This window comes from Lysinibacillus sp. FSL L8-0126, assembly GCF_038630385.1.
Taxonomy (GTDB): Bacteria; Bacillota; Bacilli; order Bacillales_A; family Planococcaceae; genus Lysinibacillus; species Lysinibacillus fusiformis_D.
This window is the reverse complement of the sequence record NZ_CP152028.1, coordinates 3291712-3311450: the sequence shown is the minus strand read 5'-3', so window position 1 is coordinate 3311450 and position 19739 is coordinate 3291712. Positions and strand designations below refer to the sequence as shown.

Sequence of the window (19739 nt, the reverse complement as noted above, 5' to 3'; positions counted from 1 at the left end):
TAATTCAAATCTACAGACCACATTTTAACTGTGCACCACAGTTTGTACATGTATTACAGCCACCCATTTCTTCGACTGTTCCTTTACGACAAACAGGGCATGTATTCCCTACATCTGAGCCGATAACCGTTGTAGACTCTAATGCTTGAATTGTATCTACTAATACGACTGGACGTTTTGTATGCTCTTCTACTAATTCTTCTTCAAATGATAATTGATCCATATCATTTTCTTCCGCTTTTAGTGTAAGAACTTGTGAATCACGGCTACCATCCACATAGACCGTGCCACCTTTAGCGCCACCTTTATATAGTCGCTCGTATACTTTTTCTACTTGCTGTACTGTATAGCCTTTTGGTGCATTCACTGTTTTAGAAATGGATGAATCAATCCATTTTTGAATAATACATTGAACATCGGCATGTGCTTCTGGTTTTAGCTCCATTGCTGTGACAAACCATTCAGGAAGCTCTTGCTCATTTACTTCAGGATGATGATCTAAATATTCTTTTACAATTTCAGCCTTGACCTCAATAAATTTACCTAAACGACCAGAACGGTAGTACGTGAAGGAGAAGTATGGTTCAAGACCTGTCGCTACGCCTACCATCGTTCCTGTCGAACCCGTTGGCGCAACAGTTAGTAAATGCGAGTTACGAATACCAGTCGCTAGAATTTGTTCTTTGATGTGAGCAGGCATTTTTTGCATAAAGCCTGTCTCTGTAAAGGCTTTACGTAAACGAGCTGTTTCTTCGTCAGTAGCACCTACTAAGAATGGGAAGCTACCACGTTCCTTTGCAAGCTCTGTAGACGCCTCATAGGCTGTTTCCGCAATTGTTTTAAAGATTTCATCGACTAAAGCATTACCTGCTTCTGAACCGTATTCCTTTTCACAGTAAATAAGTAAGTCTGCTAAGCCCATAACCCCTAAACCAACACGACGCTCACCAAGGGCTTGTACACGGTTCTCTTCTAGGAAGTAAGGAGTCGCATCAATAACGTTATCCTGCATGCGAACACCCACACGAACTGTTTCACGTAGTGCTTCGTAATCAACTGATTGATTTTCTTTATTCGCAAACTGTGCAAGGTTCACAGCTGCTAAGTTACACACAGAGTATGGTGCAAGTGGTTGTTCCAATAATTGTTATCCTAAAGGCTTTTTATCCTTTAGTTCTTACAGTTCAATTCCTGCAAGTTCAGCATACATTTTCATTACACATGGCCTATGCATACTCATAAGAGCTTCTTAAATAATGTAATTTATAAAAGCCTGCATAACCTCTATTCATTTCTATCACAGCCTTTCTTACATTAGGCAATTTTGAATTTTTATGAATGTGTAATGTTGCGGTCTCGTGCCCGGGTTATAGTCTACTAAGTAGGATCACCGGGTATGCGTTGCCCCTGACTAAAGCTTTACCATTAGCCTTCGGTTCGGATTAGCATCTCAGCCTTCCCGCTTTATCCCGCAATTTTTAACGTGAGGCGAAGTCCACCACACGGATTTGTCGCTACAACACTTTGACCATATGCCTTTGCATTTGTCATATCATTCGCGTTGTCGATGAAGAAAATACCTGGCTCTGCTGAGTATGTTGCACATACGTTTATTAAATTCCATAATTCTTTTGCTTTCATTGTACGGTATGTGCGGACTTTATAGCCCATTTTTTCCCATTCGCGAACATCGCCCACTTCATGCCATTTCGTATTGTACACGTTCATTTCTTCTTTTGTATATTCTTCCACAGCTGGGAAACGAAGCTCAAAGTCAGCGTCCTTTTCTACTGCTTCCATAAATTCCTTCGTTAATGTCACGGAAATGTTGGCACCTGTTAAAAACTCTGGGTTATGAACTGTGTATGTGCCACCATCACGTAATTTATTTTCAGCCTCACGAATGATCGCTGTATCGAATCCACCTAAGCCTTCAATGTTTTTGTAGTTCACGATGCCTTGATACATCGCTTCTTCTTGCATAGAAAGTGGCTTGAAGTTTAATTTTTCTTTTGCTAGACGAATGATTGTTTCATCCGTTGTATTTTCGATCAGGTAACGCAGAATACGTGGATTTTGCATTTTCGAAATAATAAATTCCACAATATCTGGATGCCAATCTGCTAGCATAATCATTTGTGCCGATTTCTTACGCGGGTTCGCTACACCCACTCTCTATGTCACCATAGAAGTTGAGACCATATCTTACATCCAATTAGATGCCCTCGCACTTCGGAGTGGCTTCACTCCTACTCTACTCACTTCCGCTAACTTAGCGTGCTTTCGATGGTCGTTGAACCTTCCCCTTTAAAAGGAGCTTGGCTGCTGATTGTCTTTATCCCACTGCTATTTTCAAGCATTCACGTTTACCGTTTCCGATTACGTTGTAGCTAGCAGTGCATTTATAATGCGTTTTTTAACATTTTCAAAATCATTTTTTATCTCATCTTCCCAAAAACGGAGTAAAGTGTATCCATTAGCTGCTGCAATTTGATTTTTTTCGATAACCCTAGCTTTTATTCTCTTTTGTACCTCATAAAAAGAGGAATAAAATTTTGGATTCCCATGCCAAAAATCACCATCACATTCAATTAGAATATTTGTCCCAACTAGTAAGAAATCAAATTGTGCACCTTCAAATATAAAGGAATATTTGTAGGTGATTGATTGTTCAACTAAGAAATTCTCTAAAGCTGTTTCAATACTAGTTTTTCTAAACGTTTCCCTCTCTATTTGCTTTAATGCAGCTTGTCGAATCTTTTCAATGGTTTCTTTACTATAAACCCCTGTCTTACCGCTATTCCATGAAGGCGTTCCATTTATTTTTCTAGTTTCAGCTGTTTTTGAAATGATATTTTTAAAATGAAACTTTTTTTGTTCATTTGGTATGTCATTATGCCACTTACCTGTATTTTGTGATCGAAGTCTACTCGCACACTCTTTACTACAAGTTTTAGTCTGCCGATGTTTTTCATCGAATAGTTTTCCACAAATTACACAAGTTAAAGGCTCACCTTTTCCTCGACAGCTTCTACTACAAAATTGATTTGGAATACCTCGCCTCAGTTTAACCTTTTTATTACATAAAATATATTGGCAGATCACCATTTCTATTGGATAAAAATAAGATATTAAATAATTATCTAATGTTAAGTTATGCTCATTTTTCAAATGAGACGTAAACCATCCTTGTTTATTATGATTTATTGTAAAGCCACATATTAAACAAGTTTGTGGTTGTATCGCATCATAAACATCCATATTTCCCACCTCGATTAAAGTGGCAATATTTCCGTTAAAGAGTTCCCAGCAATTCACGAGGTTTGTTTACGCAGAAGCACCTAGATTATGCTTACCTCTGCGGCTACCACCTTGTTCGACAAGATGAGTCAGCTTCGCAATATCATCTAACCATGAGACAGAACCAGATGATTTACCATTTACACCACGTGCTAACGTGTTGCGTGGACGTAATGTTGAACCATTTGTTCCTACACCACCACCACGACTCATAATTTCCATTACTTGCTTACGGTGATCACTGATGCCTTCACGTGAATCTGCGACAAACGGCATTACGTAACAGTTAAAGAAGGTTACATCTGTTTCAGATCCAGCTCCATAAATGACACGTCCTGCTGGAATAAATTTCAATGAAACTAATTGCTTATAAAACTTCTCAAACCACTCTTGGCGTTTCTCTGGAGTTTTTTCAACAGCGGCAAGGCCTGTTGCATTTCGTTTTGCGATTTGTTCATAAAAAATTTCAAGAGGCTTTTCTAGCACGTCAATTGAACGCGTAATTACACCCGTTTCTTGCTCTTGCGGATCGTCTAATGCACTGCGGTAATCTTCCTCAATCAGAATATCTGCTGTTTTTGTAGACATGTCCAGCTTTTGAATTGTCCCTAAACCACGTGCAGGGAATTTTGGATCAGCTTTTACTGTTAAAACAACAAAGTCACCGGCTTTCAGTGTTTTCTTTTCTGTGTCTTTAAACGAGTAGCGATCGATCATAACAAGTCTAGATACGCCTTTATGCGTAATATGCATATCAGACGTTACTGGGTGTACTTGTGGGAATTGTTCGATATCTTTGTTTAACTGTTCAAATTGATTGTTTACTTCGGGTTGATGATTTGTGATTACCATCGTTTTGCCTCCCTTGTTATCTTCATTACAAAATAAATACACAATATCATGTGCCGTTAAACACTACATATTGTGTACATGTCTTTAAAAAAGATACTATATATAGTTTTTTAATTCAACTCTTGCTTTTTTAAATAGAATCCGAACTACTTGTTATTACTAGGGTCGAACGTTAAAAAATTTTTTTCATACCATTTTTTACTTTTTAAAGTTCCATTCATCATTTGCATATTTTTTTTCTTCTAATGCACGAACATATTCTAACTGCTCCTCAGAAAGTGTAAATGGTTTTAATTCAATTTGCAACGATTTTGCAAACCCATCACGAAAAGCTGTTACACATTGTTCAACTGTTACTGGTTCTTTAACAAGACTGTTGATGGCAACCGCCTTTTCCGGTAACTTTCTGCGCATACGATTCTTCGCTTCTTCGCTTGAGAAATTAAATACGGATAATAGTTTCTCCTGGTCTAAATCTAATAAAATGGCGCCGTGCTGTAAAATAACACCCTTTTGACGTGTTTGAGCACTTCCCGCTATTTTTTTCCCTTCAACGACCAGCTCATACCAACTTGGCGCATCAAAGCAAACAGCACTTTTCGGACTCTTGAGGTCAGCTCTTTTCTCCTCTGTATCAGGTACACTAAAATAAGCATCCATCCCAAGATTATGGAAACCTTGCAAGATTCCCTCACTTAATACACGGTATGCCTCTGTCACAGACTCTGGCATATCCGGATAGCTTTCCGTAACGATGACACTATATGTGAGTTCATGCTCATGCAAGACAGCTCGTCCACCCGTTGGACGACGCACAAAGCCTAAGCCTTGCTCACGTACAGCATCTAAATTAATATCTCTTTTAGCCTGTTGAAAATAACCAATCGATAGTGTCGCAGGCTCCCACTCGTAAAAACGAATCACTGGTGGAATTAACCCCTCACTATGCCAGTCAAGTAATGCTTCATCTAGTGCCATATTAAAAGAAGGACTACATTTCCCTGAATTTAGAAAATACCAAGTTGTCATATGTTCATCTCCTACAAATATAAAATGATCCCTCAGGCCCCACCTGTGGTTCAAACCTCTCAAAAATTAGCTACAGTGTAAGTTGCTAACGATGTACTTTCGTAATGATATAGCCGAATTCGCCACAACCTAGTTAATTTTATCAAACTCATTGGACTATCGCTAGCGCATCTTTTATAATAATAGAGAAGATAGAAAGGGGTAAGAAAATCTTGGACATACTTATCACAATCGGTGTCGTTTTAGTAGTCATAATTGCATATATCGGTATTAATGCACTACGACTCAAAAAAGCCGTAACCAACTTAACACAAGAGCAATTCATAGAAGGCTATCGTAAAGCCCAGCTAATCGATGTACGTGAACAAAAAGAATTTGATGCTGGTCATATTCTTGGTGCACGAAATGTTCCTTCCACAACACTACGTCAACGTTATAAAGAAATCCGCCCAGATTTACCAGTATATCTATACTGTCAAAATACAGGCCGTAGCTCACGTGCTGCACTATTTCTTAAAAAACGTGGGTACAACCAAATTTACCAACTTCAAGGTGGATTCAAAACTTGGACAGGTAAAATAAAAGCAAAAAAATATTAATGTCTACATGACAAAAGCCGTCTCAAAGAACTATGAGACGGCTTCTTTTTTAAAAAATTCAGAGTTTCTACTATATTATATCTATTGCAAATGATTAAGTACTAGCTTTTTGTTCACCAAGTCTCTAATCATGCATTGGACAGAAAAAAAGGATAGCGATGAGAGACAAAATATATAGCTCATTCTTACTAACAATTCCTGACTGTAAATGATCCGTTCTTTGAGCGAATTAATGTCACTTAGGAATCGGTTCCCCCATAGCCCCCCTTCTACACGTTAGGAGTGAGCTCCCTACAAAATCAACCACGCCAACACTATCTTTATGCAAATCTTCCACGACACTGATTCATTTTCACCTCATTTTAAATGGCATCCCATCAAATATTTTGTATGTTCAAAAATACTATTTTTCGTTAGAGATTTAGCATATTGCGTCCTATTCTGCTATTTTTCTGAAAATAGTCAGAATTTATTATTGAATAATGGGACGAGCACTGATAGGATGTATAATATCTTACAATAATAATTGATTATGAAGTTAATAAGCTATGAATGCTATGGATTAAACTATAGCAGGAGCAGTTCTGGAGAGAGCGCCATGTGCGTCGCCGAAGGGTTCACTATCTCAGGCAAAAGGACAGAGGAGTAATATCAGCTTTTATTAGCGATGTCACACGAATAGTACATCTATTTCGTGTAACATTCGTGACTAAATGGTATTTGTTATTCTGACGTTTTTCCGAGACTAGTGTCACAACTAGTCTCTTTTTGTTTTTCCAGTCATAGTTTTTTATGTATCTTTGAGGGGGATTAACGTGGAACAGCAACAATTAAAACGAGATTTAAAAAATCGCCATGTGCAGCTTATTGCCATTGGTGGAACAATTGGGACGGGTTTATTTTTAGGCTCTGGCAAAGCCATTGCCCTTGCAGGCCCTTCTATCATCCTTGCCTACTTAATTGTCGGTACCGCCTTATTTTTTGTGATGCGTGCATTAGGTGAGCTGCTATTATCCAATGCAGGCTATACATCATTTACGGATTTTGCATCCGAATACATAGGTCCTTGGGCAGGTTATGTGACAGGTTGGACATATTGGTTCTGTTGGATTATGACAGCCATGGCGGACATTATCGCGGTGGGGGTTTATACACAATATTGGTTTGATATCCCCCAATGGATGCCAGCCATTGGTTGCTTAATCTTGTTATTACTACTCAATTTATTAACCGTTAAACTTTTTGGTGAATTGGAATTTTGGTTTGCCATCATTAAAGTGATTACGATTGTGGTTCTTATCATCATCGGACTGATTATGATTGTAACAGGCTTTCAAACTAGCTCAGGAACGGTAGCAGTGGAAAATCTTTGGGCACACGGTGGTCTATTTCCAAATGGAATGTACGGCTTTTTAATGGCTTTCCAAATGGTTGTGTTTGCTTTTGTTGGCGTGGAATTAGTGGGGGTTTCAGCAGCTGAGACAGCAGATCCTCAAAAAAATATTCCCTCTGCCATTAATAAAATTCCATTTCGTATTTTACTCTTTTATGTAGGTGCATTGTTTGTGATTTTATGCATCAATCCATGGTATGAAATGTCTGCCTCAAGCAGTCCTTTTGTACAAGTATTTACACTGGCTGGTATTCCGATTGCTGCGGGTATTATAAACTTTGTTGTACTCACTTCAGCCGCTTCAGCAGGTAACAGTGGTTTATTTTCAACAAGTCGGATGCTCTTTAATCTTGGAAAAAATAAACAAGCATCACCTACATTTGCCAAGCTCAACAAAAACAGCGTGCCAAGTAATGCACTCGTTATTTCTGCTATTGTTGTATCAGTAGGTGCATTGCTAAGTAAGCTGATGCCAGAAAATGCCTTTAGTATTGTGACGACGATTAGTGCGATTTGTTTTATTTGGGTGTGGAGCATTATCGTTATTTCTCACATCATTTATCAACGAAAAAATCGTGCCTTACATGAAGCATCGAAATTTAAAGCACCACTGACACCTTTTATCAACTATGTAATTCTAGCATTCTTTGCCTTTCTCTTACTTGTAATGTTTATTTCTGAGGCTACACGTACAGCTCTACTATTAACACCAATTTGGTTTATCGCCTTATTTATTCTTTATAACATGAAAAAAAGATGACCTCAGCCTAAGTGCTGAAGTCATCTTCACGCATTAAAAAATAGTCATATCCCATTCTGTCGCTAAATGCTTTAGTAACTGCACACCAGCCACACTGTTTCCTATTGGATCGATTGCTGGACCATAAATACCGATACCACAGCCAGTAGGAAATGGGGAATTCAAGCCTGCATGACCTGGAACAGCTGTAAGAATCGCACCGGAAACACCACTTTTAGCAGGCAGGCCAATAAAGGCGGCAAACTTTCCTGAAGCATTGTACATACCGCATGTCACCATCAAGGCCTTCGCTAATTTCGCCACTTGTTTAGGAAATAGCTGTTTCTTTAACAATGGATGGTAGCCATCATTGGCAATGACTAAGCCAATCATCGCTAAATCTGATACATTGACTTCAATTGCACATTGCTTCAAATACACCTCAAGTGCCGCCTCTACTGGACAATCTAGGAAGCCTGAATCCATTAAATAGTAGGCCAATGCTCGATTACGATTGGCGGTTTGCCATTCTGATTGAAATACCTCTTCATTAATACTTAATTGCTTGCCAATGATTTGTTCTAAAAATTGTAGAATTTTTATGACCTTCTCTTGCGGTGAATGACCAGCCAGCATCGAGGACACCGTAATGGCCCCAGCGTTTATCATTGGATTAAACGGTTTCCCTGGTTGATGGCTTTCTAAGCGAATAATAGAGTTGAACGTATCCCCTGTTGGTTCCACATCTACTCTTTCTAGTACATAAGGTAAACCTCGATCCATACAGGCTAATATAAATGTGATCACTTTAGAAACACTTTGAAGTGTAAATAGTTCTGTAGTATCTCCTGCTTTGATTTCGCTGCCATTTGAACCGATTATCGCAATCGCTAATTGGTTCGGATCTTTTTTGGCTAAAGCAGGGATATAGCTAGCACATTGACCTTCTTTAGCAGCAGTGCGAAACTGCGATACCCATTGTGTCATAAGGTGATCCTGCTGATGTGGTTGTATTGACATGTTTGTGTTCTCCTTTCAAAAATGAGGCAAAAACAGAGCCTTCATAGTTCTCCTATGAAGACTCCATCCAATGTCGCTAGCCTTTTATAGCTTAGGAGGCTGTGTTCCCTCTGGAATTAATGATACATATGTTTCTCCATCAAGACGTTCCTGCCATTCCTTTTTCGCTTCCTCGATATAGGCTGGATTATTAAGCACCGCAATAGCCGTACAAGCCATGATTTTAGCCGCCTGTAGCATCCCTTTATGCGCGATTGGCATAACTCCTTGAGAGACAACCTGCCATGTATGTAGTGGTGTTCCTAATGCCATACATACCGTTGTACATTGTACAGTTGGTACATTCCAGCTGACATCTCCTACATCTGTTGAGCCACCCATAATAAATTCGGGTAGCATGCCTGGAACGTGATCAGCAATCACTTTTCCCTGTAATTGCTTGACATCTTCTTTACGCAAGCCTATTAATGAGGCAGCTTGTACTTCAGGAGTAAACGTATTGAAAATAGCCTGTGCATACTGCTCATCCTCTATTGTATAGTGTGGCATGCCAATTTCAAGTATTTGTTGATACATCACATCATAAAGCGTTTTATTAGTAATCAGATTTGAAGCAGCACCTTCAAAATCAACTTCCACTGATGTGCCTGTCATCAGTGTGGCACCCTTAGCAATATTTTCAACGCGCTGATAAATTTCCTGCACTTGCTGCTTTTTAGGTGCTCTAATCAGGTACGTTACCTCTGCATATGGTTGTACTACATTCGGTGAAGTTCCACCTGAATTCGTAATAGCATAATGGACACGAGCTTCTGGAATGATATGCTCTCGTAAATAGTTTACCCCAACATTCATAAGCTCAACAGCATCTAAAGCGCTTCTTCCAAGGTGCGGTGCGGCTGCGGCATGTGCACTTTTGCCTGTAAACTTAAAAGTTGCGGCATAGTTTGCTAGAGAGCTACAAGTCATAACCGTTGAAAATGTACCTGGATGCCAAGAGATTGCAATGTCCACATCGTCAAAAAGACCAGCTTTCGCCATATAAGCTTTACCAGATCCATTTTCCTCTGCAGGACAGCCATAAAAACGGATTGTTGCTGATTGATGATTTTGCTCTAAGTAATCCTTCACTGCAACAGCAGCTGCAAATGCACCTGTTCCTAATAAATTATGACCACAGCCATGTCCGCTTCCACCATTCTCAAGAGGTTCATGTTGTGTCGCCCCACCTTTTTGACTCAAACCGGGAAGTGCATCATATTCACCTAAAAAGGCAATTACAGGCTTTCCACAACCAAAAGTCCCAACAAGCGCCGTTTCAAGTCCAGCAACGCCAACCTCTGTTTGAAAGCCCTCTTTCTCTAACGCCTCTTTCATATATTGCATGGATTTTTTCTCTTGAAAATGAAGCTCAGGCACAGCCCAAATAGCATCACTTAATGCTACACTTGCCTCTTGTTTGGCTTCAATTAACGCAGAAATTTTTTCATGAAAACTCATTTTTATCCCTCCAATTTTTATGCTTTCAACAATATTCCTTTTTGGTCATTTAGGGTGACAAGCGACACAATACAGATAAGCGCAAAGCCAATTAACATCCAAAAGGCTGCATCAAAGGAGCCATTAAAGGCATCGACCATAAATCCAATCGCCATTGGCGTGACAAAGCCCGCTAATTGCCCCCCTGTATTCGCAATCCCCATTGCCGAGCCTGTAATAGAAGAGGGTAATTTCTTCAGTACAATAACAGGTAGTAATGTAATGACAAACGCAATAAAGATAGAAACAACTGTTTGATAACCAATAAATAACGTCACTGTTTTTGCAGTAAACATCAAATACAATAAAAGACCAATAACTGCACAGGAGATGGAGCCTAACACTTTCTCCATTCCTTTTGGTAGCTTATCAATGATATATCCACTACCATACACACCAATAATCGTTGTAATGGCAGGAATTGTTTGTGCCCAGCCAATGGACATTAGATCCAATCCGCGATTTTTTTGCAGATAAGTCGGAATCCAGGAAACCAAGCCCCAGTTCACGGCATAAATACAGAAATAAGCAATAATTAAATTCCACATCAACGGTGTTTTCAATAGTTCTTTAAAGTTCACTTTGTGTGCAGGATTTTCTGTACTAGCATCTTCTGCTTCGTTTTCTGGAAGTTTAATATATTTCCAATATAAAAAGGCAATAATAGCGCCAATAGCTCCAATAATGATAAACATCATGCGCCAGCCAATCGTCCCTAATAAATAAGCTGCTAGCAGCGGCACGATGAGTGAAACAATGCCACCAGAAGTAAGCATGATGGACATCGCTCTGCCTCTTTCCTCTTTTGGGAAGATTGTGGCAATAATTTTAGAGCTTGCTGGCTGAAATCCACCCTCGCCAATCCCAAATAAAAATCGAATCACAATCATCGCTGTTAATGACCAAGCAATCGCTGTTAGACCCGTAAAAATAGACCACATAATAACAGCCATCAATAAAATTCTTTTAGCGCCAAATTTATCTGCCAACCAGCCACCTGGTATTTGCATAATGGCATAGCCTAAAAAGAAAGCGCTTAAAATGATACCCGTAGAAGATGCATCCAGTTGCAAATCACCCGTAATCGATACAACTGCATAGTTCATAATGTAGCGATCTAAATTACCTAAAGACCAACCTAAAAATAATAGTGCAAGGATGACATTTCTAGATTTTTTCGTTACTTCATTTGCTGTCATTCATATCCCTCCCATTGATCAGAAACATTTTCTTGATTGCAATGTTTGCTTCATTGCTCTTATTGTTCTTGATGATCTTTGCCCCCTTGCCATAACTAGTAAAATCAACACCCCTTTTATATACCGACATTTTCGTTATATATTCGTATAATAATCAAAGTTCTATGAAATGACAATATTTTTTTGAAAATTTCTAATAGATAATCGTCTTTGATTTACTAAAAAGGTGTACAATTCGTTGATGTAGCTGGGTTGCTCAAAAAATGCCTAATTCTAAAAATAGCAAAAAAATGCCCCAAACCATTTAATGGTTTGGGACATTTTTGCAAAATTCTAAACAAGCTGATACATTTTTATTGGTCTACCACGTGTATGCTGTAACTCTTCTCCACAGATTCTCGCTAAATCTACATTACATAAATCAGCTACGATCCGTTGGGCATTTCTTTCGCTCATTTGAAGCTGTGTCGCTAAATCCTTTGTTGTGAAATGCTTCCAGTGCATTTTCTGCACGAGTGCATTTATTTTCATATACGTTTTAATACTAATATTACCCTTTTTTAGTTTTTCTAAAATATAAGGATCTTCTGCTCGATAGGAATAAGCAAGCTCTTCTACATTCCCAACCGATTCAATAATCGTGCCATCATCCTGAATCATGACAATATCAATCGCTTCATTTTCCTTTGTCTGTCTTAGTCCTCGATGTGCATGTAACTCGGCATTAAATACCGTTTGAGCAAAGCCAATGCCTGCTGTCACCTTTGCTTCCATTTCGATCGACAGCTGGTACATTTTTTCTTGTAAAAATTTTATTTGTCCTTCGATGGCTCCCCTTGTACTAAAAATAGTATACTTTCCATTTCCCTCTTCAATAAGAGAGCCATCTATCTGTTCACAAAGCTGGAGCAAATATTCCTTCGTGCGCAATTCTAAATATTGAATGCGATAACCTTGCTTCATGCGCTCTTTCAATGAATCGAAGTCCTTTATTTCAAGCATAACTGCACCAATTTGTGTTTCTTTATAGTAGGATGTTTTGATTTTTTCAGTAAAAAGCTGAACGGTATGATAAATTTCCGTTTTCGTCGGTGAAACCCAATAAGATGGAACACCCTGTTTCCTCAGCTCTTCATCAACAGAAGGATAGCAAGTAATGGCAAAATCAATCTTTCCTTCCTGCCAGAGACTATAGTGGAAATTAAATAACTCCTGCGGATCAATGGCCACATCGAATTCCTTTAAATACATGTGATTTACATTGTGCTGAATCTCCGCGAGACTCTCTGACGCCATTTGAGAAGGGGATGGGATGATATCGATACTAACATTTTCAATAAACTTTTTTTGTTGATAGGACTGCTCTAAAAATCCACGATAAATGGCAGCCTCTGAAAAAATAATATGAGCCAATTTCTCCTGAGTAACATTCGTTTGACGAGCAAGCTTATAAGGGATATAGCCAGAAAATAGCCAGAAATCCACGTCCTGATTATGTTTCTCTACTAGATGCTTTGTTTCAGTTGCTACTTCATAAACATACGGAATAAATTCCATATCCTGTTCAATTTCCCGTGCTAATGCAATAATTCTTTCAACGGATTTAACGGGACCAACAACACCTATTTTATACATCTTTCGTTCCTACCTTCTTTGTGCAACTGCAATCGTTATGTAAAAATTTTCTTTCTCTGTTGTACATAGTATAGCGGACAATTAAATGACAAGACAAATAAAAATGGCTTCCTGTATAAAGAAAAGCCCCGAAAATAGGTCGGGGCCATCTTTGAATAAAAATTATTTTTCAGTTGGATACATTTTTGTATAAAGTAATTCTAATTTTTTGGAAAGCTTACCATAGGCAGTTTGCCATGCCTTCCGAGCCGCATCATCGCCATCTGCTTTGTATAAAGCATGGACTTCTGCTACCTTTTTCAAATCATTTTCAGCCTGAGTTAGCTTCGAATAATTTTTAACAATTTTCTTATCAGTAGCACTTAATTCATCATACTTGGCACGAATTTCTTTCACTTTGTCCTCTAAACCATCCACATACTCGCCTTTTACAAGTAGAGAATTTATGGATTCAATTAACATTAAAGCATTTTCATTCGTTTGTTGCTGACCTTGTTGCTTCTCCATAATTAATTGTCTAGTCGCCGCATCAATAAGACTCACTTGTTTAGACGTTAGCTTTTCAAATGCCTTAATGACTGTGCTCGGATTACTACTAAACGATTTTTCATAGGTCTTCATAAAGGATTCTACTTTTTTCACATCAGCTATTGCAGCTTTTAAAATATCATAATTCGTAATCAGCTTTTTATCACTTGAGCTAAGGCTACTATATTGTGTAGAAAGATTTTGAATTTTTTCCATTGAAACGGTATAGAGATCATTTGAAACGATTGTTGCAATTTCATTATTTAGCTGTGTGATATTCGGTGCATTTTCATCGATAATTTGATTATTTAATAAAGCTTCATACTGTTCTTTTGCTAAATGCTGCTGATTTGCAGGTAATTTTGCATAAGCCTTTTGCACCGTTTCAATTTTTTTAGCTTGTTTCGCAGCATCTGTTTCTTCTCTAGCTGTCTGTACTTTTTTATGGAATGATTTTACACCTGAAATATCCTTCTTCGCCGCTGTTAATAAGTAATAATTCGTCACGTATTTTCTTCCACCAGAAGATAGTGCTTTATAGGATTCTGATGCTGTATCAACAGCAGATTCCAATTGTTTAAATGTAAATGTAGTAACATTTGCCAATTTCGCGATATTCGCCTTTAAAGCCTCAGCTGCTGCCTTATCAGCAGGCACTTTACCATTGTCATCAATCGAAACTTTTGGCGTATTCAGTAAAAAATCATCTGCATTATATACAAGAGACTGTTGTAATGTCGTCAGCTTATTATAAGCTTTTAACGCACTGGAATAACTTGAAGTCAATTTACTTTCCTTAACACCTGTTATGCCCATCAACTTCTGATAAGCGTCCATATCTTTTATTACTTTTTCAGCCGTTTTCAAATCCTTTTGTAGCGTGACAAGATTATCATATCCAATAATTTGTGCTGCTGACGCTTTCGTTAAGCTCTTATATTCTTTAATCATTCGATTAACATTATTGACATGACTTTGCCATGAACTAGCCGATGGATTGATTGGATAGATATCATCGCCAATATAGCTGTCTATATCATGATTTAGTGCAGCAATTTGACTTTCTTCAGCACTTTCTGCAACCGTTAAACGCTGCAAATACGTATCTGATACTAATTTTAATTGCTTATATGTTAATTTTTCATAGGCAGAACGAATGGACTTGGCAGCCGTAACTTGCTTATTCGGCGTATTGTTTGGTGATAATTTATCAAATGACTTAATAAATTGCTCAACCTTTTTAATATCCGCTTTAGCTTCCGTTAAAATAGTCTGATTTTGAATAGCGCCTCGGTAATTTTGGGATAGCTTTGCGATATCCGCTTCAATGCTAGTAACTAGCGTTTGTAGGGCATCCTTATCTGAAGGTACATATTGCGCGAGAGAATTCTCGTAGGATAGTAAATGAACAATTGCTTGATTTAGTCTTCGTACTTCTGTTATTTCCTCAAGGTCATTTGGCTCATTTAAAAGATCTTTAATGTTTGTATATAGGGTATCATTCACATCTAAGCTACGTTGTAACTGATCGAGCTTATTATATGCCTCTTCAATTTCTTGAATATATTTAGGTCTGTCTTTTTCATTAACGTCCTTTATTTTATCGACTTTTTCTTCTAATTTACTGACTAGTTCCACATCAGCAAGTGCTCTCTTTAGGACTTCATAATTGGACACATTTGCTTTAGCTGGTACTGATAAGGCTTGATATTTACTTTCTAATGCTGTTAGCTGTCCCTTAAATGATTCTAGGCTCGATACATTGTATTGATTATCATGCACCAGTAAGGCCTTAATATCATTCATTAACGTATCCGTTGGTTCTTTAGATACAGTAATAGCGGTAGAGAAATCTGACTCCACAAACGCAGTGCCTACCTGTGCTTTTACTTTGACAATAATATCTTTGATGCCCTTTTCAATGGCATCCTTTGGTATTGTATATGTGCCACCAGCGGCTCCCTCAATAATGGTAAAGGAACTATCACCAAGTTTATAAAACCATTGATAACTATATGTAATTTGGCCACTCTGTAATTTCGCGCCTGCTTTATCCGTTACAGTAACACCTGCCACTTTAACGGTTTCCCCAGGTGCAACAAAATCAGAAGCGGAATAGCCCTCCAGCGTTGGAGCTGTTATCTCAAGATCTAATTGATTAATCTTACGTGTTTCACTTTGAAACTTTTTACCATCAGTTGTAGTAGCCTCCACGAAAATTGATTTTCCAGCCGCTTCAACCGGTACTTTTAAAGTAGACGATGTAGCACCTGAAATTGGCTTATTCGTCGTATTTTTTGAACCATCTTCACCATCAATTTTCTCTAAATAATACCATTGATAAGCATTAACTACTGTATTTTCTGGCAATTTATCAACTGTTAATGTTTCATTGACAATATTTTGTCCAGTAATGATAACCGTTTCTGCTGCACCTGCTACGGTTGGTACAATAAGTGCTACAGGAATAGCTGCTGCTGTTAAAAATAATTTCTTATTCAAATCGATTAACCTCCTCTATCCATCTAATGAATTATATCGACCATAAAGCCATAATTTCCTTTGTTCTGCAGAAAGAATTCTAAAAAGTGTATATTCTCCTGAATTAATATTTATACAATAATAATATTTTGACTAAATAATAAAAAATCTAGCAGCGATGCTCTGCTAGATTTCGGTTTATTATAGCGTTATCGATTCATATAGCTGTTCTAATTTCTTGGATAATTTATTATATGCCTTTTGCCATGCTTGCTCATCACCCTCAAGTAATTTTACTTCTCTCACTTTTTGTAAATCACTTTCAGCCTGTGCGAGCTTGCTATAATTTTTGACAAGTTTTTGTTGCATAGCTGTTAAGCTATTATAGTTGTCCTTTATAGCGATCAATCGATTTTCTAAGTCGGACACATAATATCCATCTACTTGCAATTCATTGATTGAATCAATGATCTTTAATACGACATCATTGGCTGTTTGCTCACTTGTTTCCATTTTTTGAAGCTCTTCCAATAAACTTGTTAACTGTCCATTCATCTCGGCCTCATAGCCCTCTAATAAACTAATCTGTAGCGTTGTGAGCTTTCGAAAATCTTTCATAATCGTCGATGGATTTTTTTCTAGATTCGTCTGGAATTTCTTAATGAAGGACTCAACAGCTTTGACGTCACTTATTGCTTGTTTAAGATCCTGAGCATTGGTAATTAGTTTTTTCTCAGCAGAGGAAAGAGCATTGTACTTGTTAATCATATCCTTTACTTCAGTTAGCGAAAAAATATAGCCGTTTGCATCCATAAGTTCTTTATTTAAGTCGTTATAATTCTCTGTATATTCTTCGATTTTATTGCTGATTTTTACATAAAGAGGTTGAGCTAATTCTTGCTGAATTGCATTTAATTTGCTGTATGCTTTTTGAACAGTCTGTAGCTTCGAATATTGTTTAGTGGAATCTGCTACAGATAATGCCTCATTGACCTTCTTATCAAAGGATCTGACCGCTCTCACATTGGCTTCGGCAGCTTTTAAGTCTGCATAATTTATCACATATTTCTTTACGCCTTTAGGCAACTCTTTATATTTATTGACTAATTCGTCCACAGCTCTAGCATAGCTTTCGAAGTCAGATGAATCGTTAAGAGCATTTTTAATGTCATTACTGAATTTCTTACCTACAGTTGCATCGTTACTTGTCTCACCAGGAATCTCATTATTCGTAGGAATTTCATTCAAAAGAGTAGCATTATAAACATACTTTTGCTGAGATATAGTTAATTTATTATACGCTTTTAATGCAGAATGAAAGGCCGACTGTATTTTGTTAAATTTCGTTTCAGGTTTCAATAGCGCATTATATTTTTCTATTTGGATAATGACTTTTTCAGCTGCCTTTAAATCCTTTTGCATTTGAAGCATTTCGTTTTTTGTCGCCATATCATTATAGGACTTTAAACTTTTTTGCAGTGAGATAATGGTATTAACTTTCGATTTAAGTGTTTCCCATTCATTCGCTAATCCTGCTGCCCCTTTCACCTCGGCTAGCAATTGCTCCAGCTCTTCGATTGTCGTACGTTCTGCGTTTTCAGCTTCCACTAGGAGGGGTAGCTTATATTCTACCAATCCTTGCTGACGTAAGTTCAGCTTCAAATAGGCTGACCGAATGCTTTTAGCTGTTGCTACCTTTTGTTTAGGCGTCTGTCCTTGCAATTTATCAAATAGCTTTTCAAATTTTTGTGCACTTTTTAAATCTGCTTTTGCCATTGTTAAAATGGCTTGATTTTGCACAACCGTTTTATACTCCGGTAAAAGGGCATTAATTTTAGCATCTATATCTGCTATTTTTTCCGCTAAGATACTCGTTGTTTCTGAAGCGTATTGTGGGATCGGATCCATACCGTCTCCCAATAACTCTGTAATCAGTCTATTGATTTCACCAAGCTTTGCAAGCTCCTTTTGACTATCTGGATTTTTCAGCAATAAATCTACTATTTGCTGATAAATATTACCAGCATCTAAGCTTCGTTGTAAATAATCCAGTTGATCATATTCAGCCTTTAGTTGTTGAAGCTGTTGGAGGCTACTCTTTCCATCTAATGCTTTTATTTGCGCTGCAAGACGCTCTACTTTGGCAATATCAGCTACAGCACGCTGCAATATCGAGTAGTTTGTCACCTGTGCCTTTGCTGCTGGTGTTAATTTTTGATATTGATTGTCTATCTGAGATAGAACTGACTTTATATCTTCTCTATAGATAACACGTTTTTGGGTATCCATTGTGAGCAACGTGGCAATTTGTTTTTCAATAGCTTTTATGTGATTGTCTGAAATACGGATTGGCGTTACGGCAATACCAGAAATCACTTGATCTCCCACTTTTGCAGTAACCTTCACCACAATATCCTTCATTGCTGAATCCTGTGTATCTTTAGGAATCATATAGGAAGGAGTGGAGGCATTGGGGATGATAGAATAACTACTTCCTACCTTATATAGCCATTGATAGGTAAACGAAATTTGTTTCGACTCTAACGTGATTTTTTGTGAAGTATCCGTTTCTGTTGTAACGACAGGGATTTTCACTTTAAGCGTATCTCCAGGCACGACAAAATCTCCACCTGTGAAGCCTTCAAATTCAATTGCTTCTATACTTAAATTCAGCTTCTGAATCTTTTTATTCGGACTTACATATACCAATCCATCTTCTGTTTTGGCCTCCATAAAGATCAGTTTATCAGCAGCTAAAGGTGGTATAACGAGCTCTAATTTCGTTTCATTTGCAATGGGTTTCGCCTTATTATCTTCTAGGACATACCATTGAAAATTAGTAAATACAGTCGGTTTATTTGTGTTACTTGATAAACCTTCAATTTTAGCGACTAACTTACCATTCACATAATCATTGCCTTCAGTCAAAAGAGTTCCTTTAACAACGATTTTTTTACTTTCATACATTTTCCCACGGTCATCTGTAACCTTAACAATAATGGATTTTCCTAATGCATCTGAAGGTATTAAATAGATGTTGCTAGTTTGTGAAGAAAGCAGCTCCTCTACGCCCGCTTTCACAAAATACCATTCGTACTGATAATTAGCATCTTTTGGTAAGGAGGTGATATCAGCCTTTAATTCTGTCCCTACCATACCACTTCCTTCAATAGTTACCTGCTCTGAAGCAGCATGTGCATCGATAGGCATAATAATAGCTGCTGGGGCTACTGCCATTAGTAAGAATTTTGCCTTAGTCATTCAAAATCCGCTCCTTACATTATGTATATATCACATATTATAGCAATACTTTCCACCTACTAGCAATGACACTTCAAATAATGGGATCTCTAATGAGAGCGTTTCACTAGTATAAAATGTTATGAAAAAACAAAAGCCTTCTAATCCACATTCGTAGCATCGAC

The 19739-nt window shown here is 37.8% G+C and carries 10 protein-coding genes, 3 pseudogenes and 1 riboswitch; of the genes and pseudogenes, 2 read left to right on the top strand and 11 right to left on the bottom strand.

Features of this window, described 5'->3' with window-relative positions; genetic code table 11:
- Window positions 1–10: 10 nt before the first annotated feature.
- The 5 genes and pseudogenes from MHI34_RS16080 to MHI34_RS16060 all read right to left on the bottom strand — a co-directional run.
- Window positions 11–1138: pseudogene (locus tag MHI34_RS16080) on the bottom strand (ribonucleotide-diphosphate reductase subunit alpha); the annotation flags it as partial.
- Between the two features lie 359 nt (window positions 1139–1497).
- Window positions 1498–2151 (bottom strand): annotated as a pseudogene (locus tag MHI34_RS16075) (ribonucleoside-diphosphate reductase); the annotation flags it as partial.
- Window positions 2152–2379: 228 nt separating this feature from the next.
- A complete protein-coding gene (locus tag MHI34_RS16070; RefSeq protein ID WP_089934554.1) occupies window positions 2380–3261 on the bottom strand; it encodes a DUF559 domain-containing protein in 882 nt (293 codons plus the stop codon).
- A 93-nt stretch (window positions 3262–3354) separates the two neighbouring features.
- Window positions 3355–4152: pseudogene (locus MHI34_RS16065) on the bottom strand (ribonucleotide reductase N-terminal alpha domain-containing protein); the annotation flags it as partial.
- 198 nt (window positions 4153–4350) lie between these two features.
- Window positions 4351–5181, bottom strand: coding sequence for a biotin/lipoate A/B protein ligase family protein (locus MHI34_RS16060; RefSeq protein ID WP_036122964.1), 831 nt, complete (start codon window positions 5179–5181; stop codon window positions 4351–4353).
- Between the two features lie 212 nt (window positions 5182–5393).
- Here MHI34_RS16060 and MHI34_RS16055 point away from each other — a divergent pair, with 212 nt between their 5' ends.
- Window positions 5394–5780, top strand: coding sequence for a rhodanese-like domain-containing protein (locus MHI34_RS16055; protein WP_036122960.1), 387 nt, complete (start codon window positions 5394–5396; stop codon window positions 5778–5780).
- A gap of 574 nt (window positions 5781–6354) precedes the next feature.
- Window positions 6355–6431: riboswitch (glycine riboswitch) on the top strand.
- Between the two features lie 164 nt (window positions 6432–6595).
- Window positions 6596–7933 (top strand): amino acid permease, encoded by a 1338-nt coding sequence (locus MHI34_RS16050; RefSeq protein ID WP_141905485.1) that lies wholly within the window; start codon window positions 6596–6598, stop codon window positions 7931–7933.
- A 33-nt stretch (window positions 7934–7966) separates the two neighbouring features.
- Here MHI34_RS16050 and MHI34_RS16045 read toward each other — a convergent pair whose 3' ends face one another.
- The 6 genes from MHI34_RS16045 to MHI34_RS16020 all read right to left on the bottom strand — a co-directional run bounded on the left by MHI34_RS16045 (window position 7967) and on the right by MHI34_RS16020 (window position 19575).
- Window positions 7967–8932 carry a glutaminase gene (locus MHI34_RS16045; RefSeq protein WP_058844017.1) on the bottom strand — a complete coding sequence of 322 codons (966 nt, stop codon included), beginning with the start codon at window positions 8930–8932 and terminating at the stop codon, window positions 7967–7969.
- A gap of 84 nt (window positions 8933–9016) precedes the next feature.
- Window positions 9017–10432 (bottom strand): M20 family metallopeptidase, encoded by a 1416-nt coding sequence (locus tag MHI34_RS16040; protein ID WP_089934562.1) that lies wholly within the window; start codon window positions 10430–10432, stop codon window positions 9017–9019.
- 17 nt (window positions 10433–10449) lie between these two features.
- Entirely contained in the window at window positions 10450–11670 is a 1221-nt protein-coding gene (locus tag MHI34_RS16035) for an MFS transporter (protein WP_089934563.1), read from the bottom strand.
- Between the two features lie 333 nt (window positions 11671–12003).
- A complete protein-coding gene (locus MHI34_RS16030) occupies window positions 12004–13305 on the bottom strand; it encodes a hypothetical protein (RefSeq protein ID WP_342503662.1) in 1302 nt (433 codons plus the stop codon).
- Window positions 13306–13467: 162 nt separating this feature from the next.
- Window positions 13468–16335, bottom strand: a complete 2868-nt coding sequence (locus MHI34_RS16025; protein ID WP_340811513.1) for a hypothetical protein — start codon at window positions 16333–16335, stop codon at window positions 13468–13470.
- Window positions 16336–16515: 180 nt separating this feature from the next.
- Window positions 16516–19575: a hypothetical protein gene (locus MHI34_RS16020; protein ID WP_342503661.1), complete on the bottom strand. Its 3060-nt coding sequence runs from the start codon at window positions 19573–19575 to the stop codon at window positions 16516–16518.
- Window positions 19576–19739: the final 164 nt, after the last annotated feature.

What these genes read in the sequence shown, in the direction of transcription:
- MHI34_RS16070 (WP_089934554.1), bottom strand. Translation starts at nt 3,261, where the DNA reads ATGGATGTTTATGATGCGATACAACCACAAACTTGTTTAATATGTGGC.
- MHI34_RS16060 (WP_036122964.1), bottom strand. Translation starts at nt 5,181, where the DNA reads ATGACAACTTGGTATTTTCTAAATTCAGGGAAATGTAGTCCTTCTTTT.
- MHI34_RS16045 (WP_058844017.1), bottom strand. Translation starts at nt 8,932, where the DNA reads ATGTCAATACAACCACATCAGCAGGATCACCTTATGACACAATGGGTA.
- MHI34_RS16040 (WP_089934562.1), bottom strand. Translation starts at nt 10,432, where the DNA reads ATGAGTTTTCATGAAAAAATTTCTGCGTTAATTGAAGCCAAACAAGAG.
- MHI34_RS16035 (WP_089934563.1), bottom strand. Translation starts at nt 11,670, where the DNA reads ATGACAGCAAATGAAGTAACGAAAAAATCTAGAAATGTCATCCTTGCA.
- MHI34_RS16030 (WP_342503662.1), bottom strand. Translation starts at nt 13,305, where the DNA reads ATGTATAAAATAGGTGTTGTTGGTCCCGTTAAATCCGTTGAAAGAATT.
- MHI34_RS16020 (WP_342503661.1), bottom strand. Translation starts at nt 19,575, where the DNA reads ATGACTAAGGCAAAATTCTTACTAATGGCAGTAGCCCCAGCAGCTATT.